We start from the raw sequence: 23,642 nt of genomic DNA, 5'->3' as shown, positions 1-23,642 counted from the left end.
GTGGGCCTGAAGCAAAGGGCCCGGCCTGGCTGCGCGCGTCAGCCCAGCACGCCGGTCGCGCGCAGCGTCATCAGGAAGAAGGTCCCGCTCATCATGCTCCAGAAGCCGGCGATGACGGTCGCCATCATCACGAATTCCACGCGGCGGCTTTCCACCCGCATGCCGCGCAGCGTGTTGCGCATGATGATGAAGGGCGCCGCGAACACCAGGAACGGAACCGCGGCAAAGGTCTTCGGCGCCACGCCATCCTGCAACAGGCCGAACCCGGCGGGTCGCTGTGCGAGCGCCTGGTACCCGTTCACGAGCGCGCCCGCGAGCGCGAAACCGATGCAGATCGAGAAGAGGGTATTGAAAGCTTCAGGTGTCATCGGAACGGTCCGCCCTTACGCAACGCCGGAGCCTTCCTGTGACAAATAGTGCTGGTTAACGCTACATTATCCTTAAGGGAAGGTTAACAAGGCCCGCCGGTCGGCGCAGAGCCCTCCTCCATACCTAGAGCCGGGAATGCTCCGCGAAATCGCCGCCGCGTGGCATATTCGCCGCTGATTCGTCGGCCACCGGCCGACCTTCGGCTGCTCGCGCAACTCATGACGATGTTTTCGGCAACCTCTTCCCGGTCCTCCAGGGCGCGCCCCCGGGCGCATGTCGTCCCGATCCTGCTCGGCGGCATGGCCGCGGTGTGCGCGGTCGCGCTCGTCGCCTATCTGCTGTGGCCGACCTGGGGCGCGGGCGGCGCGAACGCGCCGGACAAGCTGCCGGTCAGCGTCGGCGGCACTCTGTTCAACCTGCCGGCGGCCGCGATCCGGATGAAGATCCAGCGGCACTCCGGACCGCAGGAGCGCATCGACCTCGATTTCCTGTATCCCTCGCTGGAGCCGCCGGGCGCACCGAAGCATGTCACCGCCGACAGCGTCGACTCGACGATGCAGCCGATCGACCGCATCTTCCTGTCGATCGCGGCGCATCACGATGCGCTGGCGCCGGAGCAGCGCACGGCCACGATCTATCCGCGCTACCTGGACCAGGCTGCAACGATGCCCGCCGACGGGCTGACGATGCGGATGTTCCGCAGCGACACGCCCTATGGCAGCGAGGATTTCTATTCCGCCGCAAACCCCGCCCTGACCGCGCGCTGCACGCGCGATGCGGCCACCCCGGGCATGTGCCTGTCCGAACGCCGGGTCGGCGGCGCCGACCTCACCTTCCGCTTTCCGCGCAGCTGGCTCTCGCAATGGCAGGATGTGGGACACGCGATGGACAGGCTGACGGCGCAGTTGCGCGGGCCGAAGGGGTGAGCGCGGGCCTCTCCCGACGAGACCATCGAAACAACCCCATGCACAGTAGCCAGGCCGCTGTCATGGCTTCGTATTTTTGATATTTCGTATTTTTCGAATTTCAACTTGACCCGTCGGGCAAAACAGGTGCATGATGTCACCCTTGGCGCAGTCGGTTTGAACGATGCGCTCAGCCATCTTCCATGCCGACCACCCGGCCGTTCCTTTGCGGGATCTCAATGGAGGCCCCCTCGTCATTGCGAGCGCAGCGTCTCTTCGACGGTGCGCTGCGTCCGGGGCACATGTTGCAGAGATGCGTTGTGGGGCTACTGGGTCCCGGCTCTGCGCAGCAACGCCACAAGCGTTGCAGCGCGTCCGGGACACGAGAGCGGCGGTCACTCGCGCAGCGTCATTGCGAGCAACGGCTTCGCTCGCAATAACGAAAAAAACTATTCCTGATCGACGAGATCGTCTTCGAGGATCGCCATCTGGAACTGGAACGAGCGATCATCGTCCTCGTCGTCGACGAACAGCACGCCGATGAATTCCTCGCCGATATAGACCTCGGCGGAATCGTCCTTCTTCGGCCGCGGCACAACGCGGATCTTGGGATTGCCGAATACGCGCTTCAGATACGCATCTAACTTTCTGACTTCTTTGACGTCCACGGCAAGTCTCCGATCGAAATTGGCTGGCCGCGTTTTAGGACGAGACGCGACGAACCGCCAGCATGAATTGCCAAACAATTTGGGGACGAAAGGGCCGGAGAATCCGGCCCTCACCTCACGGGATCAAAGCCCCGGCTCTTAAAGGACCCATGTCTCAAAGTCCCGTGGCGTTGATCATCTGATCCATGGTGCGCGACGGCTCGGCGCAGCCGGCTTCGCCGACGATCTTGGCGGGCACCCCGGCAACCGTGACGTTGTGAGGCACCGGCTTGACCACGACCGAGCCCGCGGCGATGCGCGCGCAATGGCCGATCTCGATATTGCCGAGAATCTTCGCGCCGGCGCCGATCAGCACGCCGTGGCGAATCTTCGGATGACGATCCTCGTTCTCCTTGCCGGTGCCGCCGAGCGTGACGCCGTGCAGGATCGAGACGTCGTCCTCGATCACCGCCGTCTCGCCGCAGACGAAGCCGGTGGCGTGGTCGAGGAAGATGCCGCGGCCGATGCGTGCGGCGGGATTGATGTCGGTCTGGAACACCGCGGAGGCGCGGCTCTGGAGATAATACGCGAAATCCTTGCGGCCCTTCAGCCAGAGCCAGTGCGCGAGGCGATGGGTCTGGATCGCGTGGAAGCCCTTGAAGTAGAGCAAGGGATCGATGAAGCGCGAGGTCGCGGGATCGCGATCGTAGACGGCGACGAGATCGGCGCGGAAGGCGTTGCCGAGATCGGGATCGTCGCGCAGCGCCTCGTCATAGGTCTGGCGCACCAGATCGCCCGACAGCGCGGAGTGATCGAGCCGGTCGGCGACACGATGGATCACCGAATCTTCCAGGCGGCTGTGATGCAGCACCGTCGAATAGATGAAGGTCGCAAGCTCGGGCTCGCGATGGACGATGTGCTCCGCCTCGCCGCGGATCCGATCCCAGATCGGATCGAGGGACGCGAGCTTTCCTCCCGGATTGACCTGATGCACTGCCATTGGTTTTCTCTTTGGGATCTGCTCTTTCGAATGGGCTCGTTTGGCGGGCTCTATAACACAGTCTAGGCGACAAAGTCCTGACGGGCTTGCCTGAGAGTGAACAGCGCCTTGCCCCGCGAAACCATGCCAACGCCTTGAAACACAATAGTTTTGTCTGACGCCCCCAGGCGGCAAGGTCGGCTCAAAATGGTCAGGGTTTTGGCAAATTCAAGCCGTACGGCCTCAAACTCTTGGTGAATTCCATGCCAACGGCTGGAGCCCTTGGCTCCAGGTTTCTTTTCTTGACGCGTTTTCTTCACGCGAACCGGTTTCCACTTCGCTCGAAAACGCTCTATTGCGGACATGGTCCGGAAGACGACGGAGCGGATTTGACCACCACCACCGATCATCGGCGCGGCCGCGCCACGGGTTCGCTCTGGCTGCGGCTGGTGGCGATGGCCCTGCCCCTGCTCATGATCGCGCCGGCGTTCTGGAACGGCTACCCGCTGTTGCAGTGGGATACCGGCGGCTATCTGGCGCGCTGGTATGAAGGTTATCTCGTCCCCAGCCGTTCCACCGTGTTCGGCCTCTATCTGCATTACGGCGAGAGCTTCGGCTTCTGGATCAACCTCGCCCTGCAGTCGCTGGCGACGCTGTGGCTGTTGCAGCTCACCTTGCGCGTGCTCGGCCTGATGCAGACCTTCCGCTTCGTCGCGATCAGCCTGTTGCTGATCCTGTCGACCGCGCTGCCCTGGCTTGCCAGCATGCTGCTCACCGACATTTTTGCCGGACTCTCGATCCTGTCGCTGTTCCTGCTGGTCGTCGGCGCAAGCCGAACCTCGGCGCTCGAAAAGATCGCGCTGTTCGTCTTCACGGCCTTTGCCGCCGCGACCCACAGCGCCACGCTCGGCGTGCTGCTCGGGCTCTGCCTCGCCGGCTGGATGGCGCGGCCGCTGCTCGGGCGTCGTCTCCCGATCGCCGGACTGGCGCAGGCGAGCCTGACGATCGTCGCCGGCGGCCTGATGCTGGTGGCGGCGAACCACGCGCTGTCGGGCAAATGGGCCTGGACACCCGGCGGCACCGGCGTCGCCTTCGGCCGCATGATGCAGGACGGCATCGTCGCGCGCTTCCTCAACGACCACTGCCCGCGCGAAACATTCAAGCTCTGCCCGTATCGCAACGAATTGCCGGCGACTGCGGACCAGTTCCTGTGGGGCAACAGCATGTTCAACACGCTCGGCCGCTTCGAAGGGCTCGACGACGAGATGGGCGCCATCGTCGTGGGTTCGCTGAGGGATTATCCGGCGTGGCAGGCCGCCGCAGCCTTGCGCGCGATGGGCCAGCAATTGCTGCATGTGGCGACCGGCGAAGGCACCAATGGCTGGATCCCGCACACCTACGGCATCATCGAGCGCTACATCCCCGCCCAGGTCGCGCCGATGCGCGCGGCGCGCCAGCAGAACTGGCGGCTCGATTTCGAATACGTGAACTGGCTGCACGTTCCCGTCGCGCTGGCCTCGATGCTGGGACTGGTGGCGCTGCTCGCGCATTCGCTCATCAATCGGCGGCTCGACGATCTTACGCTGTTGGCGGCCACCGTCGCACTCGCGCTGCTCGGCAACGCCTTCATCTGCGCCGTGATATCGGGCCCTCACGACCGCTACGGCGCGCGGATGGTGTGGGTCGCCACCTTCGTGGTGCTGATGGCGGTGGCGAGACGGTTTGGCGAGGACGTTAAAGGGCGATGAGATTGGGGTGAAGAGTCATCGCGCTTACTGCTATTTTGAGACGGTTCAACAATTCTGGAGTCGGACAAGAACCATTAGCGGACTCCAGCCTAAGTTATCTCCTCGATGTGAGGCTATATGCGCCAAATTGCATTTTCGAGAGACTTCAAACAACTGCGATTAGATCACGCTGCAATAAATCCCGGCGCTGTCACCCTCAATAATGCACCGCTAGCGAAGAACTCGCCCACATATCCGTTAGCTCTTCGAAGCGCAGAGAAAACTCTTTTTGAGCAGCTGCTGCTGTTCGATACGATTCAGATTAGCGTGACGGGCCCTAACGTAATTGCACCGCTTCTTTGTAAGCAGATGGGCCTCCGCGTGTTCGAAGAACTATTGGACCAAGATGCCATCCTGTTCGTCCAATGGGAGCCTGAACCCATGATGACGCACGATGGAAAGACGGTAAAGGCGATGTTCATGGGACGCGTGGATGACGGCGGCCCAATAGATATTGAAAAGCGAATCGACACGGGCTTTGCCTTGGAACATGCCGGCTCAGCTTCGTACCGACAACGCGTCAAAAAGAAGCTGCTGCGTCAGACGTCCATTTTGGAGGAGCGCTTCGGTTCCGAGGCTTGGCAGTCAGCATTCAAAGCGATGTCTGAAGGCGTGCTTGTTGACCGTGGCGTCTCTACTCGATCATCTCCTATCGATATCCCTCTCGCTGAAGGCACCATCTTAGCGCAAGCAGCAGAAGCCCTGCTCGCCTATCGGCACATTCTCGCGAATAACATGATTTCGACTGGCGATCAGAGCGTTTTCGACTTTCTTGCCATGGGAATGAGTAAACTTGAAACGCCCGACTTGAAACTGGAACAGTTCGGTGTGATTTCAGAATTCGAGCGATTTCCTAGCCTGCGCGCACTTTTCGATCAGGTTGATCAACCATTCAAGACCGCCGCGAGATTTCGCGCCACAAGTGTAGCGCGCAACTTTCGAGCGTGGCTTTCGAGCATCAACTTAACTGACTCAACCGACATCGTTCGCGAGTACGTCGACGCTTGCAAAGGCAAAAAGGGCTTCTTTGATACAGCTCCGCGCAAATTCTTTAAAATGGTGACCGTGGGGGCAATTGGACACTTAAGCCATTCCGCCGCAACTGCCTTAGGAGCAGACGCACTGACCGCTGGCGCTGCCGCGCTGACGGGCCTGGGAGCAACGACATTGGCGACTCTTAGAGACAAGGCACTTAAATCGGGCGCAGGGATCTTAGGCGGCTTCATAACAGATAATTTGGCATCCGAATGGACACCCAAAGCTTACTTTGACGGATTGCGGTCGATGCAGAGGAAATCCGCTTGATACTTGGCCATCGGCTCGCCGTCGAAGAGCCCGGTACCAGCCCTTAGCGGACCCCAGGCTACGATCAAGAACGCAAATTCGAGAATGCGCCGGTGCCGCCGCCCCTGCCTAGAGGGGCTGGCACCGGTGTTATCACGTTTGCGCTGGCAGATATCGTTCCTGCAGCCATTCGGAGACGACGAACCGGCGGACGACAACTCAGCCGCGACGTGAGAGGAAGTCCAGCACACCGGTCTTGTAGACCTTGTCGCCGACTGCGCGCATGTGATCGCGGTTGGGAATGTCGAGCACTTCCGAGCCCGGAATGATGGCCCCCAGCGCGCTGGCGGATCCGGCGACGTCGTCGGTGCTGCCGACCGCGATCAGCACAGGCACATCGATGCGCGCGGCTTGCTCCTTCGTCATGAGGTCGCGCGTGCCGCGCAGGCAGGCGGCGAGCGCCACACGGTCCGAGCGGGTCTGGTCGGCGAAGGCGCGGAAGGTGCGGCCGACGGGATCGGTGACGTCGTCGAGCGAGGGCGCTTCCAGCGCCTTGGCGACATTCTCACCGGGCCCGGAGCCCTCGATCAGGCCACCGATGCCGATGCCGCCGAGGATCGCCGAGCGCAGGCGCTGCGGCTCGTTCAGGCCGAGCCAGGCCGTCATCCGGCCGCCCATCGAATAGCCCATGATGTCGGCCTGCGGGATCGCGAGATGGTCCATCAGCGCGAGCACGTCGCCGGCCATGATGGGAATGGAATATTGCGCGGGATCGTAGAGCTTTGCGCTGTCGCCATGGCCGCGATTGTCCAGCGCGATGACGCGGCGGCCGTTCTTGCGCAGTTCCGAGACCCAGGTCGGATAGACCCAATTCACGTTCTTGCTGGAGGCAAAGCCGTGCACCAGGACGATCGGGTCGCCCTCGCCTTCGTCGAGATAGGCAATTTCAACGGCGCCGTTGTGAAAGCTCGGCATCATCAGTTCCGGTATTGAGGGGGAGAGATTGATCCTAGGCGGTCAGCGCCGCGTTCGCCAGAGCGGCTTCAGCGGCGATCTGCGCCCGGCGCAGCCGCCGCGCGCGCCTGCGATCGCACCAAGCCTGGGTGAGGCGCTCGGCGGTCGCCTTGATCGACGACACCAGGCCGAACAGCGTCAGCGCCGCGCCGAACAGCCAGAGCGCGAGGTCGAACGCACCGCCGACGAGCAGCAGCGCGCTGCGGCCGAGCAGCTTCATGATCGCGCGGGTCTTGCCGCCCTGCGCTTCCGCAAGCCGTGCCGCGCGCGCGACATCCTTCGGGCCTTCGGCGATGCGCAAGCTGTCCATGGCGCCGCGCGTGCCGGTCTTCTCGGCAACCCGCGTGACGTCCTTGCCAAGCCGGACCAAAGCGCCGGCCTTCTCGGCACGGAACGCGGCCTTGATCGCGGTGACGGTCTCGCCTGGGCGGAACACCGATCCCCTGGCGACCGCGTTCTGCAGCATCGGGCCATCGACGACCTCGCGCGCGGACCGGCCCGCCCACACGGCGAGCCCTTCACCGAGCCGCCCGACTTTCCGCGCATCCTTCACCAGCGTCAGGCCGGCGCGCACCGGGGCCGCGCCGCCGACCGACACGTAAGTCACGGCCGTCACCGCAAGGCCCGCAGTCGCAAGCCCGAGCACGAGGTGGTCGGTGTCCTCGCCCATCGCCAGGTGCTTGCCCTCGCGCACGACGTCCCTGACATCGCCGATCACGAAGAGATCGCCGGCCACCGTGCCGGACAGGCTCGCGACGTCGTCGGCAGTTCCGGTGACGAGGCCGGTGGCAAACCGTTTGGCAAAATGCGCGTTGGAATTCTCGGCCTTGACCGCATCGCTCACGCGGCTCAGCAGATCGTCTGAAAGCGCGATGTTGCGGTCACGCGCCAGCGCCACGAAGCTGTCGGCGAGGTCGGCATCACCCGCCGCGAGCGCGGCCTCGATATTGTCCTGCACCAGGCGGTCGCCCTGCCGCAGCAGCGCGTCGAGCTGGAGCTCGGACAGCGCGGCCGGATCGTCCTGGGCGGCGAAGATCGCGCCGGCCTCGCGGGCATGCGGCGCCACCTGCGCGAGCAGAAAGCCGCAGGCTGCAATCCCGGTCAACGCTGTGCTGATTCGCAGCCACTTCATGCAGAGAGCCCGGATGCTTGCCTGTGGTTGGTCTTTCGTCGCAATCCCGCTTGTCCACAGACATAGTATGCCAAAATTGCGACACAACGTCCCCGACGAAAGAAGGGCTTCTCTCAGGCCGCAAGATTGTGTCGAATTTGCATGAGCAAATGAGCATGGGGCTGTTGCGAACCTTTCGGTTCCGCCGGACTAGCAATCAGCGGCACCCGCCAGTATGGTCCGCGGCGCCTCAAGGATGCCGCGTCAGTTCTTGATTGTGTCTGCCGCCATTGCCACCCCAGGATGAACTACGATGTCCGACCATGTCGTCCCGCACTTCCACAACGATGCCGGTGTTCCCGTCATCGAGATCGGCTCGCAAGAGTTCATGTGCGTCGGCGCCAACCCTCCGTTCGACCATCCGCACGTCTTCCTCGACCTCGGCAACGACAACGAGATCATCTGCCCCTACTGCTCGACGCTGTACCGCTTCGCCGCCGACCTGAAGCCGGGTGAAGCCCGTCCGCCGGAATGCGTGCTGAAGGACAAGGTGGCCTGACCGCCCCCTTCGGTCAGGGGTGACGCTCTCCCGAACGATTGTCATCGCCGGTGCCGGCATCGGCGGACTGACGGCCGCGCTTGCGCTCGCGGCCCGCGGCTTCCGCATCGTGGTGCTGGAAAAGGCCGAGCGGCTCGAGGAAGTCGGCGCCGGCCTGCAACTCTCCCCCAATGCCAGCCGCGTGCTGGTCGAGCTCGGCCTCACCGAGCGGCTCAAGCTGCGCGCCGTCACGCCCGAGGCGCTCTGCGTCATGAGCGCGCGGGCCGGCGGCGAATTGCTGCGCATGCCGCTGGGCGAAGCCGCGTCCGCGCGCGCCGGTGCTCCCTATTGGGTGGTGCACCGCGCCGACCTGCAATCGGCGCTGGCCGGGGCGGTGTCCGACCATCCCGATATCGACCTGAAGCTGGGTGCGACCTTCGAGGATGTCGCGCCCCACGCCAGGGGGCTGACGGTCGTCCACCGCAGCGGCACGATCCGCCGCAGTGATCTTGCGAGCGCGCTGATCGGCGCCGACGGCATCTGGTCGACGGTGCGCCAGCATCTGTTTCCCGAGGTGCAGCCGCGCTTCTCCGGCCTGATCGCCTGGCGCGGCACGCTGGATGCCACGCAACTGCCGAAGGATTTCACGGCACGGCGGGTGCAGCTCTGGATGGGTCCGAACGCCCATCTCGTCGCCTACCCGATCGCGGGCGGACGCCAGATCAACGTGGTCGCGGTGCTGCCGGGCACCTGGAACAGGCCGGGCTGGAGCACGCCGGGCGATCCGTTCGAGGTGATGGACGCCTTCGCCGCGCCGCGCTGGCCGCCGGCGGCGCGCATGATGCTCGCCGCGGTCGACACCTGGCGCAAATGGGCACTGTTCGGCGTGCCCGATGGCTGCCCCTGGAGCAAGGGCCAGGTCGCGCTGCTCGGCGATGCCGTGCACGCGATGCTGCCATTCGCCGCCCAGGGCGCCGGCATGGCGATCGAGGATGCCGCCGTGCTGGCCCGGCATTTGAGCGCTGAAGCCGCCGAGAGCACCGCCGGCATCACCGCCGCGCTGACGCAATATGGCCGCGCGCGCCAGGCGCGGGTACGGCGGGTGCAGCGGACCGCGCGGCAGCAGGGCCGCATCTATCATCTGGGCGGACCGCTCGCGATCGCGCGCGATCTTGCGATCCGCGCGCTCGGCCCGGAGCGGATGCTGGCGCGGCAGGACTGGATCTACGGCTGGCGCCCCTGAGGCGGAGTTCGGCTCAGCGAACGGCGCGGCCGGATTGCGGCGCCGGCTTGATGTCGGGCCGCTGCGGCGCCGAGGTCACCGGTGGCGCACCCGGCGGGGTTTCCCGGCACCTGTTGCGCCGCCAGGCGTCTTCGGCGAGCTGCGCCAGCCCTCGCACCGCAACGTAGTCGTTGCGATAGGCGAGCTCGGACACAACTGCGCCCCCTGCCCCCGTCTCAGCCTTCTCCATCAGCTTCTGCAACTCCTCGGTGCGCTTCGCAAGCGTCCTGCGCTCGGTCTCGAGTTGCTTGCAGTCGTACAATTCGTACCTCGCCGGATCGGCGAAGGCAGGAGCGATCGTCTCGCTGACGCTGGCGCAAGCGGACAGCGCGACACCGGCCGCGAGGAGCGCGGCAGCCGCGCAACAAGAGCGCAGGCGGAAGGAAAACGAAGCAGGCATGCCGGAAAGATAGTCCTCTTGAATTGAGAATGCCTAAAGCAGGGCCAGATGTCCGGATTGAGGCTTTGCCTTGCGCGGCCGCCTCGCTTAAGGAAGAACCATCCATCCGGCCCGCGACGCGTGCCAATTCCAGACGGCCGGAGGTGGACTTAAGTGTTTGATCTGGTTGGATCAAGCGGGCATGGCGGAATTGGTAGACGCAAGGGACTTAAAATCCCTCGGTGCGCAAGCGCTGTGCCGGTTCGACCCCGGCTGCCCGCACCAACAGAGCTGACGGCGTAGGCCGAGGCGCGAGCCGGACGCCGACCATCGCCAGCCGCACACGCAATCGTTCATTCACCGGACCGCCGCCCTCCTCGTCCGGAACCTGAGTTGCGCGCTCTGCATTTACGCATCCTTAGATTGTTGCCTCCTAAAGCGAGGTCTGCCGCCGATCGATGCTGGCCCGGAATCATGCAGGGCCTGGGGCGGCGGGCTGCGATGGTGAGAGCTCCGATGGACGCGCGCGAGAATTGGTCCGGGTCCGGGATTGGCGGAGCGCCCGCGGCAATCGGACGTCTCCCTGATGGGGTCGAAGCCTACGTCTTCCTGATCGCCTTCCTCGGCGTGTTCTATCTGTCGAACGGGCCGCTCATGCTCGGCCATTATGACCTCGGCTGGCATCTTGCCGCCGGCGACCTGATCCGCGAGCGAGGCGAAGTCCCGCTCCAGGATCCCTGGGCGTTCACCCTCGGCGACAAGCGCTGGTATAATCTGTCGTGGCTCTGGGACGTGATCGCCAGCGTGCTGTATCAGCACACGGGCTTTGCCGGCATCGTGCTGATGGTCGTCGCCGCCGGCGCGGTCATTGCCGGATATCTCGCCTTCTGCGGCTTGCGCAGCGGCGCATCGGCGCCCGCGGTTTGCATCGCGGTCTTCGCCGCCTGCCTGCTCTATCCCTGCTACGAAGCGTCGCCGAACATGTATCTGGCGGCATCGCCGAACATCGCGACCATGCTGTTCGCAGTCGTCTTCTACGGGGAATGCCTGCACCGGCGTGGATGGTTCCTGTTGCCGCCGCTGATGGTGCTCTGGGTCAATCTGCACGGCGGCTTCGTGCTGGCCTTTCCCATCATCGGTGTCTTTTGCGCCGGCGCCCTGTTGCGGCGGGACTGGGCCAACTTCCGGCATTACGTCTTCGCGGGCGTCGGATGTATCCTCGCGATCTTCGTCAATCCGTTGGGATGGCATGTCTATGACGGCGTGACGGCGACGCTCGGTCATTTCGTCCAGGCCGATATCGGCGAATGGCGCCCCTATCTGCACAACATGGTGATGCCGGGAAGCCTTCCGGGCATCGTCTATGCGTTGGCGTTCGTCGTGCTGGAGCTGTGGTACCGCAACACGACGCGCATCCCCATCGAGGCGCGCGCGCTTGCGTGGCTATTCCTCGCGCTCGGTCTCTATCAGTTCAGGTACATCGCGTTCTTCTTCATCTTCTCGAGCGTCCCGATGGCGCTTCACATCGACCGTCTCTTGCCCGCACGCCTTTCGAGCTTCAAGATCCAGCGCGCGATGCTGGCCGCAGGCGTGGTCGGCGTGCTGCTTCTGCCGTTGACCCTCATGCATGTGAGACCGGCCCTGGCATTGCCCGACATGCTCTCGGACGAGGATGCCAATTATCTCACGGCGCATTGCTCGCATGCACGTGTCCTGAACCACTGGAACGTCGGCGGGCTGCTGATCTTCCGGACGCGGGGATCAGCGCCCGTGTTCGTGGACGGCCGCGCGGCAACCGCCTATCCGGATGATCTGCTGCAGGACTATCGCAAGCTGGTGCGGTGGGACATCGACGCGGCGACGTGGGACAGGACGATCAGCAAATACAACATCGACGCCGTGCTCTGGCTCCGAGGACACGAAGAGCTGAGGCGGTTCCTCGTTGGCGAGCGGGGTTGGAAAGAGGACTACACCGGCGCCTATGTGAGCCTCTACACCAGGCAGCAGGCCTCCTCGCGCGAGGAGTTCAAAGAGCCCGTGTCCCGGTAGGGTCACGCGCCGTGCCGTTCACGCACGCGTCCCGGCGGACGGAGCGGCATTCATGCGTCCGCCGCCTGCTGATCGAGGCGTTTCGGCTCCGCCCGAAAATCGAGCAGCAGGATCCAGAAGCATGCCGTCGCGACAAACAGCAGCAGATAACTGCCCTCAAGCGAATGTCCCACAAGGGAGTTCACCGAGGGAACGAGCAGGCCGACGGTGAGAACGGCAGCGAGTGCCGCGGCCGGGAGATCGGCGAGCAGGATCGCGGCATAGAGCGCGAGCTCGAAGAAGGCATATTCCTTGAGGCGCGGCGAGCAGAGATAGAGCGCAAACATGGCGAGCACCGTGATGCGCATGGCCGCGCGGGGATGATCGATCAGCCAGCGATCCAGTCGCGCAAGAAGCGTCTCTCCTTCCCGCAACGGCCGGCTTGCGACCGCGCGGAAGACGGACAGGGCGAACGGCACCAGCACGAGCGCGAGTGCCCCGAATGCGTAGATCGCGAAGATGGCCGGCTTGCTGCCACCGAGGCCGGCATCGGTCATGAGGTCCCGCACCAGCAGCAGCAGCGACGGATTGAGCTCGAAGAGATCGACGATGTGCTGGTCGGGAATCTTGCCGGCCATCGCAAGCTGCCAGCTGGCGAACAGATCGGGGTATCCCAGCCACGATATCAGGATCGGCAATGCGAAGCTGAACGCCGCCACCGCAATCAACACCAGCTTGCGGCCGCGCGGCAGCGGCAGGAAATACAGCGCAGCCAGCACGGGGAAGAACACCAGCTTGAACGACATCACGAGGCCGAGCAACGCAGCGCCGGCCAGATGCAGCGGAGAGCCGCGGTGCTCCGGCGTTCGGGAGGGAGGCAGAGAAAGCAGGAACCTCAGCGCGATCGCGGTCAGGACGCCGCTCAAAATCGCGAAATTGCCATGCGCCTGCACCCATTCGAAACCGACGAACGCGCCGAGCGCGCAGAGCACCCTGAGTCCGACGTCGCGCGCGCTCGGGCGTGCGCGGCCGAGACCGGGCAAAAGGAGCCCGCAGAGCACGGCGAGAGCGAAAAAGACACCTCTATAGTGACCGACCAGAACGCCGCCCGCACACAGGGGACGGAAAACATCCAGCGTCACCGGCAGATAGGGATAGGAAAGCCGCGTGCCCTTCAGGTTCTTGACGACGTAGGGATCAAGTCCGGCGACATGCGCATCGACCGCCGCGCAATTGACGCGGACGTCCCAGCCATATTTCACATCGAGCACGGCATCGTTGGCGAGATTGCCGAACACCAGCAGCGCGGTCACTGCGATCAGGCCGGCGAGCCAGATGTTCCGCCGCGGCGTCATGTCGGCCGCAGGCTCCAGCCATCGTGCTGCACCGGTGAGATCGGACACAATCGGATACCTTGTCTGGCCTGATATCGGCCGGCGCCAAAGCGGCGCCAGGCCCGGCCAGAATGGACAGGATGGGTTGCGGATTCATCTCCCTGAGGCCTTGCCGTCGCGCTTATGGTGAATAGCTGGTTGCCGGCGCGCCGCCTGGATGGCTGCGGAACCGGCCGCCGTCGTCGCAGCCGTCAACACAGCCCGGCGGCGTCTATCGCTGAGCGCGGGCGGCGAGCCATGTATCGAGCGCCTCGCGCGTGTCCTGTGTCGCCGCCATGCGCGCGAACTGCTCGCTCTCGATCGCGAGACCTTCCGAAATCGAGACGTTGAGCCCCCGCGTGGCGGCGGTGATGATTCGGGCCACCGCCAGGTGCGAATGCCGCGTGATGCGATCCGCCAGCGCGAAGGCTGCGTCCAGCAGTTGCTCATGAGGAACGATGCGGTTGACCAGTCCCATCTCCAGGGCTCGCTGTGGTGAAAAGGGATCTCCGGTCAGCAGGTGCTCCAGCGCCCGCTTGCGGCCCGCGAGCCGCGGCAGGCGCTGCGTGCCGCCGAAGGTCGGCGTGATGCCGATGGCAATCTCGGGCTTGGCAAAAGTCGCCCGCTCGCTCGCAACGGCCAGATGCACCGCTTCCGTGATCTCGCAACCGCCGCCGAAGGCAATGCCGTTGACGGCGGCGATGATCGGCTTCGGAAACGCTTCCAGGCGCGCCGTCATGCCCTGCCCGCGCCGCACGAATTGCTTCACCGCGACATCCGGCCCGCACCTCACGCTGTCCGAGAATTCGGCGATGTCGGCACCGGCCGAGAAGGCGCGATCGCCCGCGCCCGTCAGCACTACCGCCCGGATATTTGCGTCGTCCTCGATCCGGTCGAGCACCGCCATCAGGCGGTCGATGAGGGCGTAGCTCAGCGCATTGAGCTTGTTCGGGCGGTTGAACGTCAGCAGCGCGACGGCACCGCGCGTCTCAGAGAGTACCAGGTCGGACAAGTCGCAGCTCCTTCCAGCTCGGACAGGAAAGGGAGTCAGCCACAGCGGCCGCATTGTGTATACTCACTAGGCGGTATACCTTGCGCGGATGTCAGGGAAAGGCGACACCACCCGCGAGCAGATCGTCGTTGCGGCGACACGCCTGTTCTATGGCGAAGGCATCCGTGCGGCGAGCATGGACGCCATCGCCGAGAAGGCGGGCGTCACCAAGAAGACGCTGTACTATCACTTCACCAGCAAGGACGAGCTCGTCGCCGCAACCATCGCGGCCAGGGACCAGCCGACGCTGGAGCTCTATATGCGCTGGTTCGCGGAGACCGACGGTGGTGTGGCCGACAAGGTCCGCGGTCTCTTCACAAAACTCGGACGCTCCGTGGATACGCCGCGATGGCGCGGCTGCGGCTTCCTGCGCACGATCGCCGAACTCGCAAACACGCCGGCGCATCCGGCGGTCAAGGCAGGCGCGGCGCACAAGAAGCGTTTTGAGGCGTGGCTCGCAACGGAGCTGCGCGACCACGGCGTTGCCGGTGCCACGGCGCTCGCACGCCAGCTCGTGATCCTGCTCGACGGCGCCACCACCGTGATGCTGATCCACCGCGATCTCGCCTATGTCGAGACCGCAGGGCAATTGGCGCTCGGCCTGGTCGAAACAGCTCAAAAGACCCGTCGCGCTTAAGCCGTGCTTAACCCCGACACATCGCAGGCCGAGGCCGCAACCTCGCCAACTCGTGTCCGCGACCGCCCCGCCTGACAGCCATCCCGAAAAATGGGTTGTGCAACGCAGCATAGACGATAGAAAAGCCCCTGAATTTCAGAGGTGAGCTGCTTGTCCGACGTCAATGCCGACGAATGGGTGTCCTCGGGACACCGTCCTATGGGTTTTCCGGAATTCGTCGTCGTGATCGCGTCCATCATGGCGCTGAATCCGCTCGCGATGGACATGATGCTGCCGGCGCTGCCCAATATCGGGGCAGCCTTCAAAATTCCGAACGCCAACCATCTCCAGCTCGTGCTGTCGATCTTCCTGATCGGCTTCGGCGCCGGCCAGTTCATCATGGGACCGCTGTCCGACCGGTTTGGACGACGCCCGGTGCTGCTCGGCGGCATGACGGTCTATGCAGTGGCCAGCTTGCTGGCGATCGCCGCGCCCTCGTTCGAAACATTATTGCTGGCGCGCGCACTGCAGGGGTTTGGCACCGCTGCGACGCGCGTGATCGCGACCTCGATCGTGCGCGATTGCTATGTCGGCCGCAGGATGGCGAGCGTGATGTCGCTTGCGATGATGGTGTTCATCGCGGTGCCGGTGGTCGCGCCGTCGTTCGGACAGGCGGTGCTGCTGGTGTCGCAATGGCGGGGCATCTTCATCGTGCTGGCGCTCTACGGGCTGCTTGCCCTCGCCTGGAGCGTGCTGCGGTTGCCGGAGACCCTGCCGGATTCCGAGCGCAGGTCGCTCGCACCTGCCGATGTGCTCGCCGCCTTCCGGCAGACCCTGACCAACCGCCAGACCATCGGCTACGCGATGGCCGCGGGCAGCGTCATGGGCGCGCTGTTCGCCTACGTGTTCTCGGCGCAGCAGGTCTTCACCGAGATCTACCACCTCGGCCATTATTTCCCGCTCGCCTTCGCCGCGATCGCGACCGGCGTCGCCATTGCGGGCTTCCTCAACGCGCGACTGGTCGGACGGCTCGGCATGCGCGTGATCTCACACGGCGCACTGACGCTCTATGCGGTGGTGGCTTCCGTCCTGCTCATCACGGAAAGCCTGAATGTGCTGCCGCTCGCGCTGTTCATGGCGCTGTCCGCGCTGATGATGTTCTCGTTCGGCATGATGGTTGCAAACTTCACCGCGCTCGCAATGGAGCCGCAGGGCCACATCGCCGGCACGGCCTCCTCGCTCTACGGCTCCATCACCACCCTGATCGGAATTGCGATCGGCATGGCCATCGGGCAAAGCTTCGACGGCACGCTGATGCCGTTCGCGGTCGGCTTCTTCCTGTCGACCGTCGCGGCACTGGCGATCGTGCTGGTGGTGGAAAAGGGACGGATGTTCAAGCCGCATCACCGCCCCATCGGCTGAGGAACTTGGCCTGAGGAACTTGCCGGCGGCCTCGATGTTGTCCTGCAGCAATTCGAAAGGCCGCCGCTATGGAACCGGAACTCCGCAAAGACCGCCACGCCTCCGATGCGACGGAAACGAAGCGTCCCGAGCCGCAGCCGAAGCATGCCGCGTTCACGGCGCCGTTCGCAAGCGAAGGCCTGGAAGGTATTCGCGACAGCCATTGCTGAGCGCGAAGCCTAGTCGGCGGCTCGCCTGCTGGCACTGAAATCTTCGGCAGGGCCCGCGGGCATCGTGCTTCTTGCGCGCGGCGGCACCATCATCACGACCACATCCCGCGTGAGACCAGGCTGCCCCCACAGCCTCGCCTGCACGGTGAACTCGCGCCGGACGAAATGTTCGGCGCGCCCGGAGACCCATTCCATCCAGCGATTGCAATAGTCCTGGCCGCGGAAGCACAGCGCAGCCCAGCCGCGGTCCAGCGTCGTCTTGCGCGGCAGGCCCCAAGTGTCTTGTAGGGTGTCCTGGAATTCGTCGGCCCGCGCGTAACGCGGATGATCCGGACTGTAGAACGCCGTGGCGAAAGCGAGCGAATCGTCGCCGCTGACGGCGCTCAGCGGCTCGCCGGTGAGTTCGTGCCACTCGCGGGTCAGTCCGCTCGCCGCCTGGGCGTAGAGATTCCGCCCCTCCTCATAACCGTGCGTGTTGCGATAGACGGCGTGGATCGGTGCCGCCACCAGGACGGCGGCCAGCGCCACGCCGGCCGTGATCACCGTGACGTTGACGGTATAGAAGCGCTCGATCGGATAGCGCGTGCCGCAGACGATCAAGACGACGAACAGAAACAGCCCCTGCAACGCCCACAGCGACGGCAGATCCGTGCCCATCCCCAGCGACGTCACGACCGGCAGCACGATCGTGCCGATCGCGACGTAGAAAAGGAGCCGCAGGCCCGGGCTCATGGCGGCGAAGTCGGCCGGAAACTGCTTCAGGCGCGTACCTGCGATGAGCACCCACAGCACGGCTGACACGCTCATCGCCGCCGCCAGCCCCAGCAGGAAATTCTTCACATCGCCGAGCGAGCTCGCGGCATCGCCGTTGGCGTGGTTCATCGCATAGGTGAAGGTCGAAGCCCCCGTCGTCGCGAGCCAATAGATGTGCGGCGACAGCACCGCAAACCCGGCGACGACCGAAATCCAGGGCGAAGCCGAGGTGAAATAGGCGCGCCGCGCCGGATGCGCCAGTGCGGCAAACGCGAAGCTGGCGACGAGGAAGATCGAATAATACTTGCCGACCATCGCCAGCGCCGTCGTGCATCCCGCCGCGACCGCCCACGACGCCTTGCGGGTTTCGAACGCGCGCAAAAAGCACCAGGTCGCCAGCGGCCAGATCGCGAGCAGCACCGCATTGGCATTGAAGCGCTGCGCATGGAATTGATAGGCGGGCGTCAGCATCAACAGCAACAGCACCAGGATGCGCTTGTGCCCGGTCACGAATTGCCGCGCGACCAGGTCGACGCAGAACAGCGCCAGCCCGGCATTGACCATCGCCATCAATTGCAGCGACCAGTCGCTCAGCGGAAAGACCAAGGTCCAGCTTGCGGCGATCCACCCCATCAGCGGCGGATGCTTGTGATAGCCCCACGCGAAATTCCGCCCCAGCGTCCAGGCCTCGAGCGTATCGGGGTGCAGGCCGCCGCCAGCATAGGCGATGGCCAGATACAGCGTCCAGATCGCGACGAAGCAGACCAGAAGCAGCGGCACGGCCCAGCCCGCCTCGACGCCGTCGAGCCAGTGCAGGAAAGGTCGTCGCCATCGCGACGGCGCGCGGTCGGACCTTTCGGCCATCGCCTGAAGTGCAAAATCGATCGGCACGGGAATCAAGTCGGAGGAAGGAAAGTGATGAGTGAAGCCAATCATCTAGTTCAAAACAGAAACAAATAGCAACAATTTGAAGCTGGAAGAGCTCGAAGCTCCACACTCCTAAGCTGAGCCGAAACTGACGAATGAAAACGGCGCCGCTGATGGCAGCGGCGCCGTTCGTTGTCACGAACGGCGCGAGACGCACCGTTCGCATACTCGATCCTGTCCTACTCGGACTTGTCCATATTCCAGAACACCGGGGTTGCCGGGCCGTCGATCACACCCGAGATCGATTTCCGCCATGCGCTCGGGATCTGGAACTGACCGAGCGGTATGTAGAGCACCTGATCGTAGGCTTCCTTCTGGATCTCGGCTGCGATCTTCTTCTGATCGTCGAGCGAAGCCGCGTGCACGAAAGCGTCCTTGAGCTGTTCGACCTTGGCATCCTCCGCCCAGCCGAACCAGCCGCCCGTCTTGCCCTGCCCGCCGACGGCAACGTTTGAGATCGGGTTGGACGCGTCGGCGCTGACCCAGTTGGTGATGAACATGTTCCAGCCGCCCTCCTTCGGGGGCTTCATGCTGGCGCGCCGACTCACCACCGTCTGCCAGTCGGTCGCCTGAAAATCGACCTTGAAGCCGGCGTCGCGCAGTTGCTGGGCCACAATGATCGGCTGCGCCTTCAGCGTCAGCACATCGCCCGGCGCCATCAGCACGACGGGTGTCCCGTCGTAGCCGGATTCGGCGAGCGCTTTCCTGGCCGCGGCCATGTCGCCGCCCTTCGCGAGGGTCTCGCCGCCAACGTCCGTCGCGAACGGCGTGTCGCAGATGAAGGCCGCAGCGCATGTCTTGTAGAACTTGGGATTGCCGATCAGCGCGTCCAGCACGTCCTTCTGTTTCATCGCGAGGAATGCCGCGCGGCGGACCTTGACGTTGTCGAATGGCGGATGAAGGAAGTTCATCCGCGCGCCCGTCTGGAAGCCGAACTTGTTCAGGATGTCGACCTTGAGCCCCTTGTCGGCTTCGATGGTGGGCAACATGTCGAGGGCGAGATTCTCCATGAAATCGACGTCGCCCGACTGCAGCGCGTTCAACGCCGTCTGCGAGTCAGGCATGGTGATCCATTCGACGCGGTCGACCTTGACCACCTTGCCACCGGCGGTCCAGCTCGCCGGCTCCTTGCGCGGCACGTAGTCGGTGTTCTTGACGTAGATCGACTTCACACCGGGCTGGAATTCGCCCTGCACGAACTTGAACGGGCCGGAGCCGATCTGCTCGGGGATCTGCTTGTCAACCGGCGTCTCGGCAAGACGCTTCGGCATCATGAAGGCGACCCGCGACGACGGCTTGCCGATCGAGTCCAGCACGAGCGCGTAGGGCTCCTTCAGCTTCAGCGTGATGGTCTTGGGATCGGTCGCCTCGATGCCGGCCGTGAAGGTCATCATCTGCTGGCCCATGCCGTCGACGGCGGCCCAGCGCTTCAGCGAAGCAACGCAATCTTCCGCGGTGACGGGCGTACCGTCATGCCATTTCAGGCCGTCGCGCAGCGTAAAGGTGTAGGTGAGCTTGTCGTCGGAGATCTTCCAGTCCGCCATCTGCGGCTGGATCTTGAAGTTCGAATCCGTCGCGATCAGCGTGTCGTAGACCATGTAACCATGATCACGGGAGATATAGGCGCTGGTAAAGATCGGATCGAGGACGCGCAGATCCGAATGCATCACGGCGGTAATGGTCTTGCCCGCGGCAAGAACTGGCGAGCCCAGTGCCGAAAGCGCCACGACCGATAGCGCAAGTGTAGAGGCGAAAGACCGACGTCCCCGGCACGTGAATTGGAACACTGAGGCTCTCCTGAGAAGTTCTGTTGGGAAATTCTTTGAAGAGCGGCGCCGCTGATGACAGCGGCGCCGCGTAACGCTCGACCCGGAATGCGCGCTCTCGCCTTACTCGCTCTTGTCCATGTTCCAGAACACCGGGGTTGCCGGACCGTCCAGCACGCCGGTCAGCGACTTCCGCCACGCGCTCGGCGCCAGATACTGGCCGAGCGGAACGTAGATCACCTGGTCGTAGGCTTCCTTCTGGATCTCGGTCGCGATCTTCTTCTGATCGTCGAGCGAGGCGGCGCGGACGAAGTCGTCCTTGAGCTTCTCGATCTTGGCGTTCTCCGCCCAGCCGAACCAGCCGCCCTTCTTGCCCTGGCCGCCGATCGAGAGGTTCGAGACCGGGTTTGAGACGTCGGCGCTGACCCAGTTGGTGAAGAACATGTTCCAGCCGCCCTCCTTCGGGGGCTTCTGGCTGGCTCTGCGGCTCACCACCGTCTGCCAGTCGGTCGCCTGAGCGTCGACCTTGAAGCCGGCCTCGCGGAGCAGCTGCACCGCGACCGTCGGCTGCGCCTTCAGCGTCACGACATCGCCGGGCACCATGACCACGACGGGCGTGCCGTCATAGCCGGACTCGGCGAGCAGCTTCTTGGCCTCCGCCATGCCGTTGCCCTTGACCAGCGATTCGGAGCCGACGTCGCTCGCGAAAGGCGTGTCGCAGATGAAGAAGGCGCCGCAGATCTTGTAATATTTGGGATTGCCGACGAGCGCGTCGAGCACGTCCTTCTGGTTCATCGCCAGAAGTGCCGCACGACGGATCTTCACATTGTCGAAGGGCGGATAGAGGAAGTTCATGCGCCCGAGGGTCTGATAGCCGAACTTGTTCAGCACCTCGACCTTGAGGTCGGCGTTGCCTTCAAGCACCGGCAGCAGGTCCCACGGCGGCACTTCCATGAAGTCGATGTCGCCCGATTGCAGCGCGTTCACCGCGGTCTGCGCATCCGGCATGGTGATCCACTCGACGCGGTCGACCTTCACGACCTTGGCGCCGGCGGTCCAGCTCGCCGGCTCCTTGCGCGGCACGTAGTCGGTGTTCTTGACGTAGACCGCCTTCACGCCGGGCTGGAATTCGCCCTGCACGAACTTGAACGGGCCGGAGCCGATCTGCTCGGGGATCTGCTTGTCGGCCGGCGTCTCGGCCAGACGCTTCGGCATCATGAAGGGCACGCGGGAAGACGGCTTGCCGATCGAGTCCAGCACGAGGCCGTAGGGCTCCTTCAGCTTCAGCGTGATGGTCTTGGGATCGGTCGCCTCGATGCTGGCCGTGAAGGTCATCATCTGCTGGCCCATGCCGTCGACGGAGGCCCAGCGCTTGAGCGAGGCGACGCAGTCTTCCGCCGTCACCGGCGTGCCGTCATGCCACTTCAGGCCGTCCCGCAGCGTGAAGGTGTAGGTGAGCTTGTCGTCGGAGATCTTCCAGTCCGCCATCTGCGGCTGGATCTTGAAATTCGAATCCGTCGTGATCAGCGTGTCGTAGACCATGTAGCCATGGTCACGCGTGATGTAGGCGGTGGTGAAGATCGGATCGATGACGCGCAGATCCGAATGCATCACCGCGGTGATGGTCTTGCCGGCGGCAAATACCGGCGAGGCCATTGTGGTCGAAAGCGCAACGACCGACAGCGCAAGTGTGGAGGCGAACGCGCGCCGCCCCCGGCGCATTAAGCTCAGCATAAAAGTTTCTCCTGACGTGAAACTGTTCAAAGGCAGGTTATTGGTTGAGCATTCGGTTCGTTCCTTAGGCGAACTAACCTCATGCAATGCCTTTATCTTTTCGAGACTTGCAGACAGTGTTGTGCGCGTCAATCCGCTTTAGCTGCAAGCCCAAGCGGCGCGGGCACGGGCTCCACAAAGATCGGTTTGGCTCTACAACACTCCCCGCTCGTCCTGCCCAGCGCAATGCAATGCGCGTTCCATCTTTCGAAGCTTGAGAGACATTAAGATGAATCCAGCCAATCTTCCCTTCGATTCCGAAGCCATGCTCGAAGGCCTGCGCACCTGGGTCGACTGCGAGAGCCCGACCTGGGACGCCGGTGCCGTTAACCGCATGCTCGATATCGCAGCGCGGGATATGGCAATCATGGGTGCGACGATCGAACGCATCGCCGGCCGCCAGGGCTTTGGCGGCGTCATCCGCGCACGCTTCCCGCATCCGAAGCAAGGTGAGCCAGGCATCCTGATCGCCGGCCACATGGACACCGTCCACCCGGTCGGCACCATCGAGAAGCTGAAATGGCGGCGCGAGGGCAACAAGTGCTACGGCCCCGGCATCTACGACATGAAGGGCGGCAACTATCTCTCGCTGGAAGCGATCCGTCAGCTGGCGCGCGCCTCCTTCACGACGCCGCTGCCGATCACCGTGCTGTTCACGCCTGACGAGGAAGTCGGCACGCCCTCGACCCGCGACATCATCGAGGCCGAGGCTGCGCGCAACAAATATGTGCTGGTGCCCGAGCCAGGCCGCGCCGACAACGGCGTCACCACCGGACGTTACGCCATCGCGCGCTTCAACCTGGAAGCGACGGGCCGACCGAGCCATGCCGGCGCGACGTTGTCGTCGGGACGCTCGGCGATCCGCGAGATGGCGCGGCAGATTCTTGCGATCGACGCGATGACGACCGAAGACTGCACCTTCTCGGTCGGCGTCGTGCATGGCGGACAATGGGTGAACTGCGTTGCCACCACCGCAACAGGCGAAGCGCTGTCGATGGCCAAACGCCAGGCCGATCTCGACCGCGGCGTCGAGCGCATGCTGGCCCTGTCTGGCACGGCCAACGACGTCTCCTTCAAGGTGACGCGCGGCGTCACCCGGCCCGTGTGGGAGCCGGATGCGGGCACGATGGCGCTGTATGAAAAGGCACGCGGCATCGCCAAATCGCTCGGCGCCGAGCTGCCGCATGCGAGCTCCGGCGGCGGCTCCGACGGCAATTTCACCGGTGCGATGGGCATCCCGACGCTCGACGGCCTCGGCGTGCGCGGCGGCAATGGCCACACGCTCGAGGAGTTCATCGAGGTCGACAGCCTGGTCGAGCGCGGCCGGTTGATGGCGGGATTGCTGGCGACGCTGGAGTAAATTGAATCAACTTTGCACTGCACAATACGTTGGCAATCACGGTTGAAATTTAGCCTTGTCTAAAAATGA

At 64.0% G+C, this 23,642-nt stretch carries 22 protein-coding genes and 1 tRNA gene; 11 read left to right on the top strand and 12 right to left on the bottom strand.

Going from position 1 to position 23,642, the window contains the following annotated elements; genetic code table 11:
- Positions 1-38: 38 nt before the first annotated feature.
- Complete coding sequence (locus F8237_RS28410; protein ID WP_151649496.1) at positions 39-368, bottom strand: DUF6949 family protein; 330 nt, start codon at positions 366-368, stop codon at positions 39-41.
- 219 nt (positions 369-587) lie between these two features.
- On the opposite strand from F8237_RS28410, the gene F8237_RS28405 reads away from it, so the two are divergent.
- Complete coding sequence (locus tag F8237_RS28405; protein WP_151649495.1) at positions 588-1,295, top strand: hypothetical protein; 708 nt, start codon at positions 588-590, stop codon at positions 1,293-1,295.
- A gap of 428 nt (positions 1,296-1,723) precedes the next feature.
- Here F8237_RS28405 and F8237_RS28400 read toward each other — a convergent pair whose 3' ends face one another.
- From F8237_RS28400 to F8237_RS28390, 3 genes are all read right to left on the bottom strand, one after another.
- Positions 1,724-1,942, bottom strand: a complete 219-nt coding sequence (locus F8237_RS28400; protein ID WP_007602550.1) for a DUF3126 family protein — start codon at positions 1,940-1,942, stop codon at positions 1,724-1,726.
- 154 nt (positions 1,943-2,096) lie between these two features.
- Positions 2,097-2,921, bottom strand: a complete 825-nt coding sequence (gene cysE, locus F8237_RS28395) for a serine O-acetyltransferase (RefSeq protein ID WP_151649494.1) — start codon at positions 2,919-2,921, stop codon at positions 2,097-2,099.
- 62 nt (positions 2,922-2,983) lie between these two features.
- Positions 2,984-3,220, bottom strand: a complete 237-nt coding sequence (locus tag F8237_RS28390) for a hypothetical protein (protein ID WP_151649493.1) — start codon at positions 3,218-3,220, stop codon at positions 2,984-2,986.
- A gap of 69 nt (positions 3,221-3,289) precedes the next feature.
- Between F8237_RS28390 and F8237_RS28385 the strand changes: the two genes are divergently transcribed.
- The gene (locus F8237_RS28385) at positions 3,290-4,648 is read left to right on the top strand and encodes a hypothetical protein (protein ID WP_162006250.1); all 1,359 of its coding nucleotides are present in this window, start codon (positions 3,290-3,292) and stop codon (positions 4,646-4,648) included.
- A 117-nt stretch (positions 4,649-4,765) separates the two neighbouring features.
- Positions 4,766-5,992 carry a hypothetical protein gene (locus tag F8237_RS28380; RefSeq protein ID WP_151649492.1) on the top strand — a complete coding sequence of 409 codons (1,227 nt, stop codon included), beginning with the start codon at positions 4,766-4,768 and terminating at the stop codon, positions 5,990-5,992.
- 198 nt (positions 5,993-6,190) lie between these two features.
- Here the strand turns inward: F8237_RS28380 and F8237_RS28375 are convergent, their stop codons facing one another.
- Both F8237_RS28375 and F8237_RS28370 read right to left on the bottom strand, forming a co-directional pair.
- Positions 6,191-6,946, bottom strand: coding sequence for an alpha/beta fold hydrolase (locus F8237_RS28375; RefSeq protein WP_151650699.1), 756 nt, complete (start codon positions 6,944-6,946; stop codon positions 6,191-6,193).
- A 34-nt stretch (positions 6,947-6,980) separates the two neighbouring features.
- Complete coding sequence (locus F8237_RS28370; RefSeq protein ID WP_151649491.1) at positions 6,981-8,117, bottom strand: hypothetical protein; 1,137 nt, start codon at positions 8,115-8,117, stop codon at positions 6,981-6,983.
- Positions 8,118-8,409: 292 nt separating this feature from the next.
- Here F8237_RS28370 and F8237_RS28365 point away from each other — a divergent pair, with 292 nt between their 5' ends.
- Positions 8,410-8,655, top strand: a complete 246-nt coding sequence (locus F8237_RS28365; RefSeq protein WP_008562814.1) for a zinc-finger domain-containing protein — start codon at positions 8,410-8,412, stop codon at positions 8,653-8,655.
- Between the two features lie 19 nt (positions 8,656-8,674).
- The gene (locus F8237_RS28360; RefSeq protein ID WP_151649490.1) at positions 8,675-9,877 is read left to right on the top strand and encodes an FAD-dependent monooxygenase; all 1,203 of its coding nucleotides are present in this window, start codon (positions 8,675-8,677) and stop codon (positions 9,875-9,877) included.
- Positions 9,878-9,890: 13 nt separating this feature from the next.
- Here the strand turns inward: F8237_RS28360 and F8237_RS28355 are convergent, their stop codons facing one another.
- Entirely contained in the window at positions 9,891-10,316 is a 426-nt protein-coding gene (locus F8237_RS28355) for a twin-arginine translocation pathway signal (protein WP_151649489.1), read from the bottom strand.
- A 175-nt stretch (positions 10,317-10,491) separates the two neighbouring features.
- Between F8237_RS28355 and F8237_RS28350 the strand changes: the two genes are divergently transcribed.
- Both F8237_RS28350 and F8237_RS28345 read left to right on the top strand, forming a co-directional pair.
- A tRNA-Leu gene (locus F8237_RS28350) sits at positions 10,492-10,580 on the top strand.
- A 231-nt stretch (positions 10,581-10,811) separates the two neighbouring features.
- Positions 10,812-12,344, top strand: coding sequence for a hypothetical protein (locus F8237_RS28345; RefSeq protein WP_151649488.1), 1,533 nt, complete (start codon positions 10,812-10,814; stop codon positions 12,342-12,344).
- A 50-nt stretch (positions 12,345-12,394) separates the two neighbouring features.
- Here F8237_RS28345 and F8237_RS28340 read toward each other — a convergent pair whose 3' ends face one another.
- A complete protein-coding gene (locus tag F8237_RS28340; RefSeq protein WP_244625990.1) occupies positions 12,395-13,726 on the bottom strand; it encodes a hypothetical protein in 1,332 nt (443 codons plus the stop codon).
- 202 nt (positions 13,727-13,928) lie between these two features.
- Complete coding sequence (locus tag F8237_RS28335) at positions 13,929-14,708, bottom strand: crotonase/enoyl-CoA hydratase family protein (RefSeq protein ID WP_151650697.1); 780 nt, start codon at positions 14,706-14,708, stop codon at positions 13,929-13,931.
- Between the two features lie 88 nt (positions 14,709-14,796).
- Between F8237_RS28335 and F8237_RS28330 the strand changes: the two genes are divergently transcribed.
- From F8237_RS28330 to F8237_RS36505, 3 genes are all read left to right on the top strand, one after another.
- Entirely contained in the window at positions 14,797-15,384 is a 588-nt protein-coding gene (locus F8237_RS28330) for a TetR/AcrR family transcriptional regulator (RefSeq protein WP_151649487.1), read from the top strand.
- A gap of 150 nt (positions 15,385-15,534) precedes the next feature.
- A complete protein-coding gene (locus F8237_RS28325) occupies positions 15,535-16,785 on the top strand; it encodes a multidrug effflux MFS transporter (protein WP_151649486.1) in 1,251 nt (416 codons plus the stop codon).
- 68 nt (positions 16,786-16,853) lie between these two features.
- Positions 16,854-16,994: a hypothetical protein gene (locus F8237_RS36505; RefSeq protein WP_167527496.1), complete on the top strand. Its 141-nt coding sequence runs from the start codon at positions 16,854-16,856 to the stop codon at positions 16,992-16,994.
- Between the two features lie 9 nt (positions 16,995-17,003).
- On the opposite strand, the gene F8237_RS28320 is transcribed toward F8237_RS36505, so the two are convergent.
- From F8237_RS28320 to F8237_RS28310, 3 genes are all read right to left on the bottom strand, one after another.
- Positions 17,004-18,611, bottom strand: a complete 1,608-nt coding sequence (locus tag F8237_RS28320) for a glycosyltransferase family 39 protein (protein ID WP_244626161.1) — start codon at positions 18,609-18,611, stop codon at positions 17,004-17,006.
- 242 nt (positions 18,612-18,853) lie between these two features.
- Entirely contained in the window at positions 18,854-20,341 is a 1,488-nt protein-coding gene (locus F8237_RS28315) for an ABC transporter substrate-binding protein (RefSeq protein ID WP_420837974.1), read from the bottom strand.
- A 222-nt stretch (positions 20,342-20,563) separates the two neighbouring features.
- The gene (locus F8237_RS28310; protein ID WP_151649483.1) at positions 20,564-22,174 is read right to left on the bottom strand and encodes an ABC transporter substrate-binding protein; all 1,611 of its coding nucleotides are present in this window, start codon (positions 22,172-22,174) and stop codon (positions 20,564-20,566) included.
- Positions 22,175-22,442: 268 nt separating this feature from the next.
- Between F8237_RS28310 and F8237_RS28305 the strand changes: the two genes are divergently transcribed.
- Positions 22,443-23,573 (top strand): M20/M25/M40 family metallo-hydrolase, encoded by a 1,131-nt coding sequence (locus F8237_RS28305; RefSeq protein ID WP_151649482.1) that lies wholly within the window; start codon positions 22,443-22,445, stop codon positions 23,571-23,573.
- Positions 23,574-23,642 lie beyond the last annotated feature (69 nt).

The sequence above is a fragment of the Bradyrhizobium betae genome (assembly GCF_008932115.1).
Classification (GTDB): domain Bacteria; phylum Pseudomonadota; class Alphaproteobacteria; order Rhizobiales; family Xanthobacteraceae; genus Bradyrhizobium; species Bradyrhizobium betae.
Note: the sequence above shows the minus strand (reverse complement) of the source record. Positions and strands in the feature narration are given on the sequence as shown.